Source organism: Winogradskyella undariae, assembly GCF_013285155.1.
Lineage (GTDB): Bacteria > Bacteroidota > Bacteroidia > Flavobacteriales > Flavobacteriaceae > Winogradskyella > Winogradskyella undariae.
In genome coordinates this window covers 56,154-70,215 of the sequence record NZ_JABTEL010000010.1, presented here as the reverse complement: position 1 = coordinate 70,215, position 14,062 = coordinate 56,154, and the positions used below count along the sequence as shown (strand labels likewise).

General features: G+C 29.4%; 16 protein-coding genes. 13 read left to right on the top strand and 3 right to left on the bottom strand.

Going from position 1 to position 14,062, the window contains the following annotated elements; translation table 11 throughout:
- The first annotated feature begins 23 nt into the window (after positions 1 to 23).
- Positions 24 to 2,108, top strand: a complete 2,085-nt coding sequence (locus HSX10_RS13735; RefSeq protein ID WP_173588805.1) for a vWA domain-containing protein — start codon at positions 24 to 26, stop codon at positions 2,106 to 2,108.
- 68 nt (positions 2,109 to 2,176) lie between these two features.
- Here the strand turns inward: HSX10_RS13735 and HSX10_RS13730 are convergent, their stop codons facing one another.
- From HSX10_RS13730 to HSX10_RS13720, 3 genes are all read right to left on the bottom strand, one after another.
- A complete protein-coding gene (locus HSX10_RS13730; RefSeq protein ID WP_173588804.1) occupies positions 2,177 to 3,034 on the bottom strand; it encodes an OmpA/MotB family protein in 858 nt (285 codons plus the stop codon).
- A 104-nt stretch (positions 3,035 to 3,138) separates the two neighbouring features.
- Positions 3,139 to 4,131 (bottom strand): glycosyltransferase family 2 protein, encoded by a 993-nt coding sequence (locus tag HSX10_RS13725; protein WP_173588803.1) that lies wholly within the window; start codon positions 4,129 to 4,131, stop codon positions 3,139 to 3,141.
- The gene (locus tag HSX10_RS13720; protein ID WP_173588802.1) at positions 4,132 to 4,581 is read right to left on the bottom strand and encodes a type I restriction enzyme HsdR N-terminal domain-containing protein; all 450 of its coding nucleotides are present in this window, start codon (positions 4,579 to 4,581) and stop codon (positions 4,132 to 4,134) included.
- 142 nt (positions 4,582 to 4,723) lie between these two features.
- Here HSX10_RS13720 and holA point away from each other — a divergent pair, with 142 nt between their 5' ends.
- From holA to HSX10_RS13660, 12 genes are all read left to right on the top strand, one after another.
- A complete protein-coding gene (gene holA / locus HSX10_RS13715) occupies positions 4,724 to 5,728 on the top strand; it encodes a DNA polymerase III subunit delta (protein WP_173588801.1) in 1,005 nt (334 codons plus the stop codon).
- 115 nt (positions 5,729 to 5,843) lie between these two features.
- Positions 5,844 to 6,149, top strand: coding sequence for an ArsR/SmtB family transcription factor (locus HSX10_RS13710; RefSeq protein WP_173588800.1), 306 nt, complete (start codon positions 5,844 to 5,846; stop codon positions 6,147 to 6,149).
- 53 nt (positions 6,150 to 6,202) lie between these two features.
- Entirely contained in the window at positions 6,203 to 6,439 is a 237-nt protein-coding gene (locus HSX10_RS13705; RefSeq protein ID WP_173588799.1) for a thioredoxin family protein, read from the top strand.
- A gap of 11 nt (positions 6,440 to 6,450) precedes the next feature.
- Positions 6,451 to 6,849, top strand: a complete 399-nt coding sequence (locus HSX10_RS13700) for an OsmC family protein (RefSeq protein ID WP_173588798.1) — start codon at positions 6,451 to 6,453, stop codon at positions 6,847 to 6,849.
- Between the two features lies 1 nt (position 6,850).
- Positions 6,851 to 7,825 carry a permease gene (locus HSX10_RS13695; RefSeq protein WP_173588797.1) on the top strand — a complete coding sequence of 325 codons (975 nt, stop codon included), beginning with the start codon at positions 6,851 to 6,853 and terminating at the stop codon, positions 7,823 to 7,825.
- Positions 7,826 to 7,879: 54 nt separating this feature from the next.
- The gene (locus tag HSX10_RS13690; RefSeq protein ID WP_217363278.1) at positions 7,880 to 8,320 is read left to right on the top strand and encodes a nitrophenyl compound nitroreductase subunit ArsF family protein; all 441 of its coding nucleotides are present in this window, start codon (positions 7,880 to 7,882) and stop codon (positions 8,318 to 8,320) included.
- Positions 8,321 to 9,028: an aromatic aminobenezylarsenical efflux permease ArsG family transporter gene (locus HSX10_RS13685; RefSeq protein ID WP_173588796.1), complete on the top strand. Its 708-nt coding sequence runs from the start codon at positions 8,321 to 8,323 to the stop codon at positions 9,026 to 9,028. It begins immediately after the preceding gene.
- Positions 9,029 to 9,111: 83 nt separating this feature from the next.
- Positions 9,112 to 10,125, top strand: coding sequence for a glycosyltransferase family 2 protein (locus tag HSX10_RS13680; RefSeq protein WP_173588795.1), 1,014 nt, complete (start codon positions 9,112 to 9,114; stop codon positions 10,123 to 10,125).
- A gap of 83 nt (positions 10,126 to 10,208) precedes the next feature.
- Entirely contained in the window at positions 10,209 to 11,084 is an 876-nt protein-coding gene (locus HSX10_RS13675; RefSeq protein ID WP_173588794.1) for a CdaR family protein, read from the top strand.
- A gap of 1 nt (position 11,085) precedes the next feature.
- A complete protein-coding gene (gene coaE / locus HSX10_RS13670) occupies positions 11,086 to 11,673 on the top strand; it encodes a dephospho-CoA kinase (protein WP_173588793.1) in 588 nt (195 codons plus the stop codon).
- Between the two features lie 72 nt (positions 11,674 to 11,745).
- On the top strand, positions 11,746 to 13,317 hold the full coding sequence (locus HSX10_RS13665) for a sensor histidine kinase (RefSeq protein ID WP_246293585.1): 1,572 nt from the start codon (positions 11,746 to 11,748) through the stop codon (positions 13,315 to 13,317).
- Positions 13,318 to 13,327: 10 nt separating this feature from the next.
- The gene (locus HSX10_RS13660; RefSeq protein WP_173588792.1) at positions 13,328 to 14,035 is read left to right on the top strand and encodes a response regulator transcription factor; all 708 of its coding nucleotides are present in this window, start codon (positions 13,328 to 13,330) and stop codon (positions 14,033 to 14,035) included.
- Positions 14,036 to 14,062: the final 27 nt, after the last annotated feature.

The window sequence follows — 14,062 nt, the reverse complement described above, 5'->3', positions numbered from 1 at the left end:
CATAAACTTATAAATCAGCTATTATGAAAAATCTTACAATTATTTTATGCTTGTTACTGTCTTCTTCATGGCAGTTAATAGCACAAGGAAAAACAATTACCGGTACTGTTACAACAGTTTCTGATGGTTTACCACTACCAGGAGCAAATGTTATAATTAAAGGAAGTACTAATGGTACTCAAACAAACTTTGATGGTCAATATACTATTAAAGCACAAGTTGGAGATATATTAGTATTTAGTTATATAGGTCAAAAAAGTAAAAGCGTAATTGTAGCCGAAACTTCAATCATAGATGTTTCCTTAGAAGATGATATAACTTTAGATGAAGTTGTTGTTGTCGCATATAGTACTCAAAAAAAAGTATCTATTCTTGGTGCAGTTACTAGTGCTAGAGTAAGTAAAGCGCAGTTAAAAAAGAGAGAAAAACAAAGATTTCACAATCAAATTTCTAATCAATTAGCAGGAAAAGTTAACGGAATTATTACTATTAAGGGGACTAATACTTTAGGTGCAACTAATGTATTATATATCGTTGATGGTGTTCCTATTCAGAAAAACTACAATGGTTTAATAGATAAATTAGAACCAGATGTAATTGAGCATATCAATGTTTATAAATCAACTAAAGCAATTGATATGTTTGGAGAATCTGCAAAAGATGGTTGTATAGTTATAACAACTAAAAAGGGAAATTACCGCATTCAAAATGATGAAGATTACGCAAATATTACAGAAAACAATTTTGAAACTACAGAATTAGATCCTTTATCAACGTTTTCAATTGATGTAGATAAAGCAGGTTATAGTAATATAAGACGCATGATTAATAATGGAGAAAACATTCCTACAGATGCAGTAAAGATTGAAGAAATGGTTAATTACTTCAATTATAATTATCAACAACCAACAGATAAACATCCTTTTTCTATAAATACAGAAGTTGTACAAACTCCATGGCATAAAGAAACTCAGTTAGTAAGAATAGGTTTACAGGGTAAAAGTTATAAAAATGATTTGCTACCTGCTTCTAACTTAACATTTTTAATTGATGTTTCGGGTTCAATGGGCTCACAGAATAAATTACCATTGCTAAAAAGTGCTTTTAAATTATTAGTGAATCAACTTCGTAAAAAAGACAAAGTATCAATTGTTGTTTATGCTGGTGCTGCTGGTGTTATTTTAGAACCAACATCAGGTGATCAAAAAGAAACTATTTTAAAAGCTTTAGATTATTTAAACTCAGGCGGATCTACAGCAGGAGGAGCAGGTATAGAATTAGCTTATAAACTTGCTGAGAAGAATTTTAAAACGAATGGAAACAATCGTGTAATCTTGGCAACTGATGGTGATTTTAATGTAGGGGCTTCAAGTGATAGCGATATGCAAACACTTATAGAAGAGAAACGAAAATCGGGTGTATTTTTATCTGTTTTAGGTTTTGGATATGGTAATTATAAAGATTCGAAACTAGAGACTTTAGCAGATAAAGGAAACGGAAACCATGCCTATATAGATAATATGCAAGAAGCACAAAAGGTCTTTGGAAAAGAATTTGGTGGAACATTATATACTATTGCTAAAGATGTAAAAATTCAAGTAGAATTCAACCCTAAAAAAGTACAAGCTTACCGTTTAATAGGATATGAAAATAGATTACTTGCAGACGAAGATTTTATAGATGATGTTGTAGATGCTGGCGAATTAGGTAGCGGACATACTGTAACTGCTTTGTATGAAATTATTCCAACAGGTATCACAAGTGAATATATTAAAAAAGTACCTGATTTAAAATATACAAAACAAGAAGTAGCTTATAATTGTGAAGATGAGTTATTTACAGTAAAATTTAGATACAAAAAACCAAATGAAGATAAGAGTATTGAGATGGTTCATGTTCAAGATACCAAAATAGCATTAGCTTCAAACGATATGAAATTTGCTTCAGCAGTGGCTTTATTTGGAATGCAATTAAGAAACTCTAAGTATTTTAATGGTGCTTCTACAGATAAAGTCATTGAATTAGCACAAAACGGAAGAGGAGATGATGTTGACGGTTTTAGAGCAGAGTTTATTAGATTGGTTAAATCGTATAATAATTTACAGTAAAATATGTGTAAAAACAAAAAGCCCAATGCAAATGCATTGGGCTTTATTTATAATCTAATCTGTCAGAATTATTTTTCTTCAGATAAATTTTTCATTTCATTTTCAACCATTTCATAGAATTGGTCAATTTTAGGCATTACAACAATACGAGTACGTCTGTTTTTTGCTTTATTTTCAGCTGTATCATTTTCAACTAAAGGAACGTAAGAACTACGACCTGCAGCAATTAATTGTTGAGGGTTTACTTCTAAGCTCTCTAAAACTCTAACAACAGCAGTTGCACGTTTTACACTTAAATCCCAGTTATCTACTAATGGAGGCTTGTTGTATGGTACATTATCTGTATGAGATTCTACCATAGCTTCAAAATCAGGCTTGCTATTAATAACTTTAGCAACTTTAGCTAAAATTTCATTAGCTCTAGTTGTTACAGTATAACTTCCACTTTTAAATAATAATTTATCAGCAATAGAAATAAATACAACTCCTTTTTCTACATTAATTTCGATATCCGGATCGTTAATACCAACCGCTTTTTTAAGACTCGTTACAACAGCAAGTGTTACACTATCCTTTTTAGTTAAAGCGTCTTGTAAGCGTGTAATTTTTAAATCACGTTCTTTTAAGCTTTCTAAAGATTTTTCAAGATTTTCAGATCCTTTCTTAGTAAGGATAGTTAAATCACCTTTAGTGTCAATTAAATCTTGATTTGATTTACGTAAATCAGATAATTGATCTTTCATCGTTTCTACTCTTGCATTTGCTGCAGCGGCATCAGATAAGCAACTATTTAATTTTACAGTTGCTGTATTTAATAAATCTTGGGTTTCTTGTTGTTTTTCTTGAAGTGCTGTAAATTCCTTTTTAGACACACAAGATGCTAAAAATAATAGGGAACAAACACTTAATAACATTACTTTTCTCATAATTGAAATCTTGTTTAAATAGTTTATTTTAACTTAACAAAATTATGCAAAAGAATAGAGGTTACTATATGGATTAACAAAAACTTTAACAGTTTTAAATGCTTTTAAAATTGAACTTGCTTTTTTATAAAATAAGACCAAACAATAGATTTTTTTTGATAATATCCTGAACGTTTTGGTAGGTGTTTTCGTTGTTTTATAAGTCGAGGTAAATTGACATAAAAAGAGAAGTGTGCTTTTAAAATAGCGAAGAAAAATGCAAGTTTAAGTTGAAATAAAAATCTTATAGCAGCAATACCATCCAGTAACATTCTAACTAATATAATAGAGAGCACATTAGAATCTACATTTTTTAATAAAGTAAACAGATTATTTCTAAAGTTAAGGTATGTTTTTTGGGGATTTGTACTATTTAATGTTGCTCCACCAACGTGAAAAACAGTTGAAGTTCCAACATATTTTGTTTTATAATTTTTATTGAAGGCACGCCAGCACAAATCAATTTCTTCCATGTGAGCAAAATAAGAGTCATCAAAACCTTTTAAGTCTTTAAAGACCTCATTTTTTATAAAAAAACAAGCCCCAGAAGCCCAAAATACAGTTATCTCATCATTGTATTGTGCATGGTCTTCTTCAACGGTATCAAATATGCGACCACGACAATATGGAAATCCATACTTATCTATAAAACCACCTGCAGCACCTGCGTATTCAAACTTAGATTTGTTTTTATAATCTAAAATTTTAGGTTGAATTATAGCTGTAGTTTTATCAGAATTATATTCAGATATAATAGGTTGAAGCCAACGCTCAGTTACTTCAATATCACTATTTAATAAACAAAGTAGTGGAGCTTCAACATGTTTTAATGCATCGTTATAACCTTTTGCATAACCACCATTTGTGTCATTTTTAATAATTTTAATAGAAGGGTAGTTGGTTGCTATAAAATCAATAGAATGATCTGTTGATGCATTGTCTGCAATATAAATTAAAGCATCTTCAGAAAATTCTATTACAGAAGGCAAAAACTGTTCTAGCAAGGCTTTTCCGTTCCAGTTTAAAATAACAACGGCAATATCTTTAGTTTGAAACATTTATTTCTGGGTATAATCTGGTATATCTTTTAAAAACGAATATTGTTCTGCTTGCATATCCATTTCGCAATAATAATGATTTAAACCATTAGTAACCATTAAATAAGTGGCATTTAAAACAAGATTATAGCGTGCAATTTGATCAAAAGTAGTTTGGTCTATTTTTATGCTGTGCGATTTGCATTCTACAATCAAATAAATACTTCCATCAGGATTAAAGATAACAATATCATAGCGTTTTTTTAAGCCGTTAAGATTCAATTCTTTTTCAACATTAATCAACGATTTCGGATAGTTTTTTACGTTAATTAAATAATGAACACAATGCTGTCTTACCCATTCTTCAGGTTGAAGAATGATAAATTTTTTACGAATCACATCAAAAATAGAAACTTTATTTTCTGTACTTTTGAAGCGGTATTCAAACTTTGGAAAGTTGAGTTCTTGCAACACTTAGAATGGCTAATTTTCGTCAAAGTTAAAGCAGAATACTACAAATCACAATTTTCAATTCCCAAAATCTAATTTTTTAGGATTCATCTAAACGATTATAGTAAGAATTTGGAATTTTTAACTTGGAATTTTTTACAATTTGGACGAGATAAAACAATTAGTTGCTGCAATAAAAAAGGGAGACCTTAAACCTATTTATTTTTTAATGGGTGAGGAGTCTTACTATATTGATAAGATTTCAGATTATATAGAAGACAATGTTTTGGAGGAAACTGAAAAAGGTTTCAATCAAATGGTGCTTTATGGTCGCGATGTCACTATAGATGATATTGTGAGTAATGCTAAGCGCTACCCAATGATGGCAGAGCGTCAAGTTGTTATTGTAAAAGAGGCTCAAGATTTAAGTAGAACAATTGAGCAATTGGCTAAATATGCTGCAAATCCGCAACCTACAACAGTTTTAGTCTTTAACTATAAGTATAAAAAGCTAGACAAACGAAAAGCTTTATACAAAGCCATTAAGAAAATTGGTGTCGTTTACGAAAGTAAAAAGTTGTACGAAAACCAAGTGTCAGATTGGATTAGAAGGACTTTAGCAGGAAAAAATTATGAAATTTCTCCTAAAGCTGCTCAAATGCTAGTTGAATTTTTAGGAACTGATTTAAGTAAAATTGATAATGAGCTTAATAAACTTAAAATTGTTTTACCAGAAGGGACTCAAATTACACCAGAGCATATTGAAGAAAATATAGGAATAAGTAAGGATTATAATAATTTTGAATTACGAAAAGCTGTAGGACAGCGCAATATTATAAAAGCACATCAAATAGCGAAGTATTTTGCAGAGAACCCAAAAGATAATCCTATGGTGGTTACTGTAGCACTTTTGTTTGGATTCTTTTCTCAATTATTACAACTTCATGGTATGTCTGATAAAAATCCAAGAAGCTTAGCTACGGCATTAAAAGTCAACCCTTATTTTGTTAATGAATATATTGAGGCTGCCAGGAATTATCCTATGAAAAAAGTAAGTTTCATCATAGGTGTATTACGCGAGTTTGATGTAAAAAGCAAAGGAGTAGGATCTAATTCAGTTCCTCAAGGAGATTTACTTAAAGAATTATTAGTTAAAGTTTTAGGTTAATTTTCCGTATTTAATTTTAAAAATGTGACAAATGTTACATTCTGTTTAATTTACCTATCGTACATTTGCGATAAGAACTTAATAAGTTAATGTCAACTTATTAAATATTATAATTTTGAAAAGAAGTTTAGAAACCATAGTGTATAAGAAAGATACTGAAGCCTTAGCTAAATTTGCTAAAGTTTTAGGTCACCCGACACGTATTGCTATTTTAAAACATCTTGAGTCTGCAACTTGTTGTCATACTGGAGATTTAGTAGATGTTTTTCCTTTAGCACAATCTACAGTTTCTCAGCATCTTAAAGAATTAAAAAACGCAGGTCTTATTCAAGGAGAATTAAATCCTCCCAAAATAAAATATTGTATTAATCAGGAGAATTGGAATGTTGCAAAAAAATTGTTTCAAGATTTTTTTGATTAGCTTTTTTTTAAACAAATCAATCGTCTATTTGCGATTAACTAAATATTAATATTATGAGTAAAGTAATTAAAATTTTAGGGACAGGTTGTCCAAAATGTAAATCTATGACAGGGGTTGTTTCAGAAGTTGTTTCTGAAAACAATATTGAAGCTTCAATAGAAAAAGTTGAAGATATCGTGGAGATTATGAAGTTTAATGTAATGACTACACCGGCTTTAGTTATTGACGATGTTATTACGATTAAAGGACGTGTACCTTCTAAAGCCGAAGTTTTAGCATTGTTAAATTAAAAAGTAATGTTATGAATTACACTATAAAAGCGTCTTCTATCTTAAATGAAGACGCTGTTATTCATATTAAAAAATCTCATATAGATTTTGGTACAACTTCAATGTCTGCTGAAATTTTACCAAATCCGGCAGAAATATTCCTAGGTGCATTTTCGGCTTGTATGCTAAAAAATGTAGAACGTTTTTCGACTATGATGAAGTTTAGTTATACAAAAGCAACGGTTGATGTTAATGCAACACGTTTAGAAAATCCACCACGGATGGATCATCTAGAGTATAACTTAACGATTTACAGTAGCGATGATAAATTAAACCTAGACTTACTTAAAAAGAATATTGAAAAGTTTGGTACTATTTACAATACCGTAAAATTATCATGTACCATTTCGGGAACTATAAATAAGATTTAAAATGTTTGATTGGTTACAACATTTTGCCGATTGGCTCATATACAATGTCTTTAATGTTGGGGCAGAAACGCACTTAGGTATTGCTTTAAATTTCTTTATTTACGATACACTTAAAATTCTCATTTTATTATTTGTTATCGTATTTATAATGGGAATTGTAAATGCATATTTTCCTATAGAAAAATTAAAAGATTATTTAAATAAGAAAAAACTCTATGGTTTAGAATACTTTTTTTCTTCAATTTTTGGAGCCATTACACCTTTTTGTTCCTGCTCATCAGTTCCTTTATTTATTGGGTTTGTACAAGGCGGAATTCCATTAGGAGTCACTTTTTCATTTTTAATTACATCGCCTTTAGTTAATGAAGTTGCAGTAGCGATGTTTTTGGGGATGTTTGGAGTAGAAGCAACATTAATTTATGCCGCTTCAGGTATTTTATTAGGAACTATTGGTGGTTGGGTACTTGGTAAATTTAACCTTGAACCTTTACTTTCCGATTGGGTAAAAAAGATCCTTGAGAATAAAATTGAACAAGCCAAATTTGAAGAAAAAAAGAAAACATTTTACGACCGTTTACCCGAAATTACACAAGCTGCTTGGGATATTGTAAAAGGTGTTATCGTATATGTAATTATTGGGATTGCAATAGGGGCAGCCATGCATGGTTTTGTACCAGAAAACTTTTTTAATCAATATTTAGGAGGTGGCGAATGGTGGACAGTTCCACTTGCTGTAATTGTAGCCGTACCAATGTATGCAAATGCTGCTGGTATTGTCCCCGTAATTCAAGTTTTTGTAGCAAAAGGCGTTCCGCTTGGTACCGCTATTGCTTTTATGATGGGAACCGTAGGCTTATCTATACCCGAAGCAACTTTACTTAAAAAAGTAATGTCTTTAAAACTTATTGCTATCTTTTTTAGTGTCGTAACACTTTGCATCATCTTATCTGGATATCTGTTTAATATGCTTCTGTGAATCGAATAAATAATACAATTAAATATTCACGAAATCAATTTAAAATTAAAAACTATGCGTAAAACAATTAAATTTTTAGCCCTATTAACAATTAGCTTAATGCTAACGTCTTGTAACGGACAAAACAAAAGTGAAAAAGTATCTTTAGATCAATCAGTCTCTAAAATTGAGGTTTACGATTTTCATTCTACACACAGATGTATGACTTGTAATGCTATTGAAGCCAATACAAAATTTACACTAGATACTTATTTTTCAAATGAATTGAAAGACAATAAAATTACATTTCAAGTGATTAATGTAGATAAAAAAGAAAACAAATCTATTGCCGAAAAATTTGAAGCTGCTGGGACTGCTTTAATTTTAAATGTAATTAAAGATGGTAAAGAAACTAAAATAGATTTAACTGACTTTGCTTTTATGAATGGTACTGATCAAGACACTTTTTCTAAAGAATTAAAATCGAAACTAGATACTGAATTAAAAATGCTTTAGATGGATTTTTTACAATCTCTTATAGAGAACTATAATATTCCTATTTTATCAGCATTTATACTCGGATTAATGACAGCCATTAGTCCGTGTCCTTTAGCGACCAATATTACTGCAACAGCTTTTATCTCAAAAAACATATCGAGCAAACGAAAAGTGTTTTTAAGTGGTTTATTGTATTCTTTAGGACGCGGGTTTAGTTATACTGTAATCGGACTAATTTTATATTTTGGAGCAAGTAAGTTTCATATAGCCCGATTTTTTAATCAAAATGGAGAAAAATATTTAGGTCCTTTATTAATTATTATCGGATTAATAATGTTGAATGTTATTAAGCTAAATTTTTTAGAGAAATCTAATTTTCAAGAAAAATTATCTGATAAATTTAAAGATAAAGGCTTGTTAGGTTCTTTTTTAATTGGTGTTGTTTTTGCTTTAGCATTTTGTCCTTATAGTGGAGCTTTGTTTTTTGGAATGTTAGTTCCTATGACAATTGCATCTGCAGACGGACTTTATTTGCCTATAGTATTTGCTTTCGGAACAGGACTTCCAGTTATTCTTTTTACTTATTTACTGGCTTTTACTGCTGGTAAAGTAGGTGTCTTTTATAATAAAATAACAAAAATTGAAAAGGTAATGAGAACTGTTGCAGGTGTTGTTTTTATAGTAACAGGCTTGTATTATGTTTTAATTTTTACAGGACTTTTATAAAAAAAAGAAATAATAAGAATATAATTAACTTAAAGCTAGTGTAACCATATATTCTTTGCTTAGGTTTTTTACCTTTGTGGTCTATGAAGACTATAAATTTTTCATTTATTATTCCTGTTTATAATAGACCTGATGAAATCAAAGAACTCTTAAACAGTTTTTTGAATTTTGAAGGTGAGCATAATTATGAAATAGTAATTGTTGAAGATGGTTCTAAAGACACTTCAGAATTCGTTGTTAATCAATTTGCCAATCAACTTGTTATTTCATATTATTTTAAGCCAAATTCTGGTCCTGGAGATTCTAGGAATTACGGCATGGAAAAAGCGAAAGGTAATTATTATATCATTTTAGATTCTGATGTAATTTTACCTTCAAACTATTTAAATGAAGTAAAACAGTTTTTATCAGCATCTTATTATGATTGTTTTGGAGGTCCAGATGCAGCACATAGCTCATTTTCTAATCTTCAAAAAGCAATTAATTTTGCAATGACCTCTTTTATAACTACCGGTGGTATAAGAGGAGGAAAGCAGAAGGTTGATGATTTTCAACCCCGAAGTTTTAATATGGGCTTGTCTAAAAAAGCATTCTTGGCTTCTGGCGGATTTGGTAAAATTCATCCCGGTGAAGATCCTGATTTATCGTTGCGTTTACACGAGTTAGGGTTTAAAACTACTTTAATAAAAAGTGCTTTTGTGTATCATAAAAGACGTATTTCTTGGTCTAAATTTTATACCCAAGTTAATAAATTTGGTATGGTTAGACCGATACTTAACCAATGGCATCCAAATTCTAAAAGCATCGTTTATTGGTTTCCTACTTTATTTAGTTTAGGTTTTATAATTGCTGTAATAATGGCATTGTTTAAAATTAATTTACCACTATATTTATATGGATTTTATTTTGCTGTAGCTTTTGTATTGGCTTTAATTTCAAATAGAAGTTTAAGCGTTGCTACTCAAGCATTATTAGCAATTTGTATTCAATTTTTCGGATATGGTTTTGGGTTTTTAAAATCTACTTTTAATATGGTGATTTTAAAAAAGAATCCAGAAAAAGCATTTCCTCATCTATTTTTTCAAACGAACAAATGAACTCTAAAAACACGAATAACATAATTAATTATTTAAAAAAGAAAAACTTTCAAAGGTTCTGTCTCTTTTTTTTATTTGCGTTTGTGTTTCTAATTTTTTCAAAATTATCTAACGATTATAAGCAAACCATAAAGTTAAATGTGCATTTAACACATGTTGATGATGAAGTTTTAATTAAAAATGATACTTCAAATTATATTCAGGTTTATGTAGAAGCTAAAGGATTTTCATTGATGCCTTTCGCTTTTGATAATTCTAAAGAATTAACGGTTAATGCTAAAACTGATGTTGCACTAAACTCACGTTATTTTGTTTTTGATGTTATAAAACACCAATATCTTATAGAAAGTCAATTGGGGAGTTCTTATGATTTAATTTCTGTAATACCAGACACCTTATTAATTCCGTATGCAAAAAGAGCTTCAAAAAAAGTACCTATAAAATTTAAAAAGGATATTGCTTATGCTGTGGGTTATGATTTAAAAGGAGAATTTAGCTTAGATATAGACAGCGTAAAAATTGTTGGGTCTTTAGATGAAGTCAATAAAATTAATGCAATAAGTACAGAAACATTAATATTAACAGATACAAAAAGTGATATTAAGAGCACTGTAAATCTAGATATTTCAGACTATAGTAATATTGAAATATTTCCCAAATCTATAGAGGTTACAGGTAAAATAGGTCGATTTACAGAAGGTATTATTGAAGTCCCTATTACAGTTACAAACCAACCCGAAAATGTAACCATTAATTACTTTCCTAAAACGGTTACACTTTCATATTATGTAGATTTAGATAATTACAATGCTATAAAAGCATTAGATTTTAAGGTTGAATGTAATTATTCAGAATTAGAAGACAATCAAACATTCTTAATTCCTAAAGTAGTTAAATCATCAGAATTTGTTAAACATGTTAATATTAGACAAAAACAAATAGATTTTATTCAATTGTAATATGATTGTAGGATTAACCGGTGGAATAGGAAGTGGGAAAACAACGATTTTAAAATACTTTAAATCATTAGGTGTTCCTGTTTATATTGCAGATGATGAAGCCAAGGCTTTAATGCATCGTTCTAAGATTATAAAACGAAAATTAATAGAACTATTTGGAGAAGAAGCATATATTGATAATACAATAAATAGACCTTATTTAGCTTCAAAAATATTTAATGATAAGGCTTTATTAGCCAAAATGAATGCGATTGTACATCCTAAAGTTGCTGAGCATTTTAAAAAATGGCATAAAAAACAAAACTCACCATATGTTATTAAGGAAGCTGCTATAATTTTCGAAAACAATCAGCAGCAATACTACGACTTAATAATAACTGTCATTGCAGATGAGTCTTTACGAATAGAAAGAGTAATACAACGTGATGGATCTTCAGAAGAAAAAATAAAATCAATTATTAAAAATCAATGGTCTGATATAGATAAGATTAAAGCATCTGACTTCATTATTTATAATAATAATTTATCAGAAGCAAAAAAACAAGCCCTTAAAATTCATAATTCCATATTAGAAAAGTTAAATCACTAATTGTGGGATAACTTTTGTTAACATTAGGTTAAACCTAATTTACACTAAATGTTAAAATGTTAAATTTGGGAAATGAACAAAAAACTATTTGTGATATTGATAATTTTAATGAGCTTATCTCTCATTGGAATCATTTTTGTGCAAGCATTTTTTATAAACAATAGTTTAGAAAATGAAAACAAAAATTTTACGTTTAGCGTTAGGCGTTCATTAAGTTTAGTTAATCAAGCTATTGAAGATTATGAGTATCGTGATTATTTCATGAAACTTCAACCTTATCTAAGTCCAGATAACAAAGCAGATTCATCTATAATAAAACAATTATTTATTGCTACAGAAGATGACGTTAATGATAAAACTATTATTCACAGAAATACGGTTTTAGAAGAACGTTTTAGAGTGCCTTCTCTATTTTTTGAAATAGATGCAGATAGTTTTAATGTTAGTAAATTATCTAGTGAACGTGTTACTGAAGTTTACAATAACACAACCATTGATGGTAATAGAAGGATAGATCCAGAAACAAAATTACGAGAGTATTCTTCTTTAAGTAACTTAGATAAACAATTTTATGAAGATAGTTTTCAAACTTTATTAAAAGATAAGCCTGTTTATAAACGAATTACAGCGACACAAGTAGAAACTTTTTTAAGAAGAGAACTTAAATCTGAAGGAATAGATCTTGATTTTGAATTTGGTATTTATGATGATGATTTAGCGACTAAAGTGAGGTCTGAAAATTTTGAATTAATTAAAGGTAAAGCATTTGGTGTTCCTGTGTTTTTAGATAGTAATAATCAAAGTAGTTATAATCTTTGGGTAGATTTTACAGGTAGAAAAAAGTATTTAATATCAACTATATTATGGATGATAGTACTTTCTATTGTATTTACAGGTATTATCATTATAGCCTATACAAGTGCCATTTATCAGTTAATTAGACAACGTCAAATTTCACAGATTAAAACAGATTTTATAAATAATATGACGCATGAGTTTAAAACACCAATTGCGACTATTAATTTGGCTCTAGATTCTATTAAAAACCCTAAAATAATAAATGACCAAGAAAAGGTTTTACGTTATTTAGGAATGATAAAAGAAGAGAATAAACGTATGCATGCACAAGTAGAAAATGTATTACGTATTTCTAAGTTAGATAAAAATGAACTTAATATTAGTAAGGAACGTCTAGACTTACACGACTTAGTTGAAGACGCAATTACACATGTAGAATTAATTGTAGAAGATAGACAAGGATATGTTAAGAGCCATTTAGAAGCAGAACATACTTCAATTTTAGCAAACGACACACACTTTACAAATGTGGTTGTTAACATATTAGATAATGCTATAAAATATTCAGACGATGCGCCTAAGATAGATGTATACTCAGAAAATGTAGGAAACAGTATTATTCTAAAAGTAGTAGATCAAGGTAACGGAATGAATAAAGCTGTTGCAAAACGAGTGTTTGAGAAGTTTTATAGAGAACACACCGGAAATGTACATAATGTAAAAGGGCATGGGCTAGGTTTAGCTTATGTTAAGAAAATAATAGAGGACCATCAAGGTCATATATCAGTAGAAAGTGAAAAAGGAAAAGGCAGCACTTTTATTATAAAAATGCCGTTAATATCATAAAAAACGAATTATGGAAGAGCAAAATAAAAAAATTCTTTTGGTAGAAGACGATCCAAATTTTGGAACTGTTTTAAAAGATTATTTAATGATGAACGATTACGAAGTTGTACATGCTAAAAATGGTATGGAAGGTTTTGAAAAGTTCAAAAAAGATGATTATGATCTTTGTATCCTAGATGTAATGATGCCTTATAAAGATGGTTTTACATTAGCAAAAGAAATAAGAGAGAAAAATGAAGATGTGCCAATTATTTTCTTAACAGCGAAAGCCATGAAAGAAGATGTACTTAAAGGTTACAAAGTAGGTGCTGATGATTATCTTAATAAACCATTTGATAGCGAAGTTTTATTAATGAAAATTAAAGCTATTATGCAACGTAAGGCTAAAGATACGGTTGCAGAAAGCAAACAATTTGAATTTAAAATAGGTCGTTTTGATTTAAACTCTAAATTGCGTTTCCTTAAATTTGATGAAGGAGAACCTTCTAAGTTATCTCCTAAAGAGAATGAATTATTACGTTTATTGGCTTTACATGAAAACGATTTAATGCCAAGAGAGTTAGCTTTAACTAAAATATGGAGAGATGATAACTATTTTACATCTCGTAGTATGGACGTTTACATTGCTAAGTTGCGTAAATATTTAAAACCAGATCCAAATGTTGAAATTTTAAACATACATGGTGAAGGATTTAGATTGGTAATTAATAATAAATAAGTAAAAGAATTATCCATATAAGTAAAA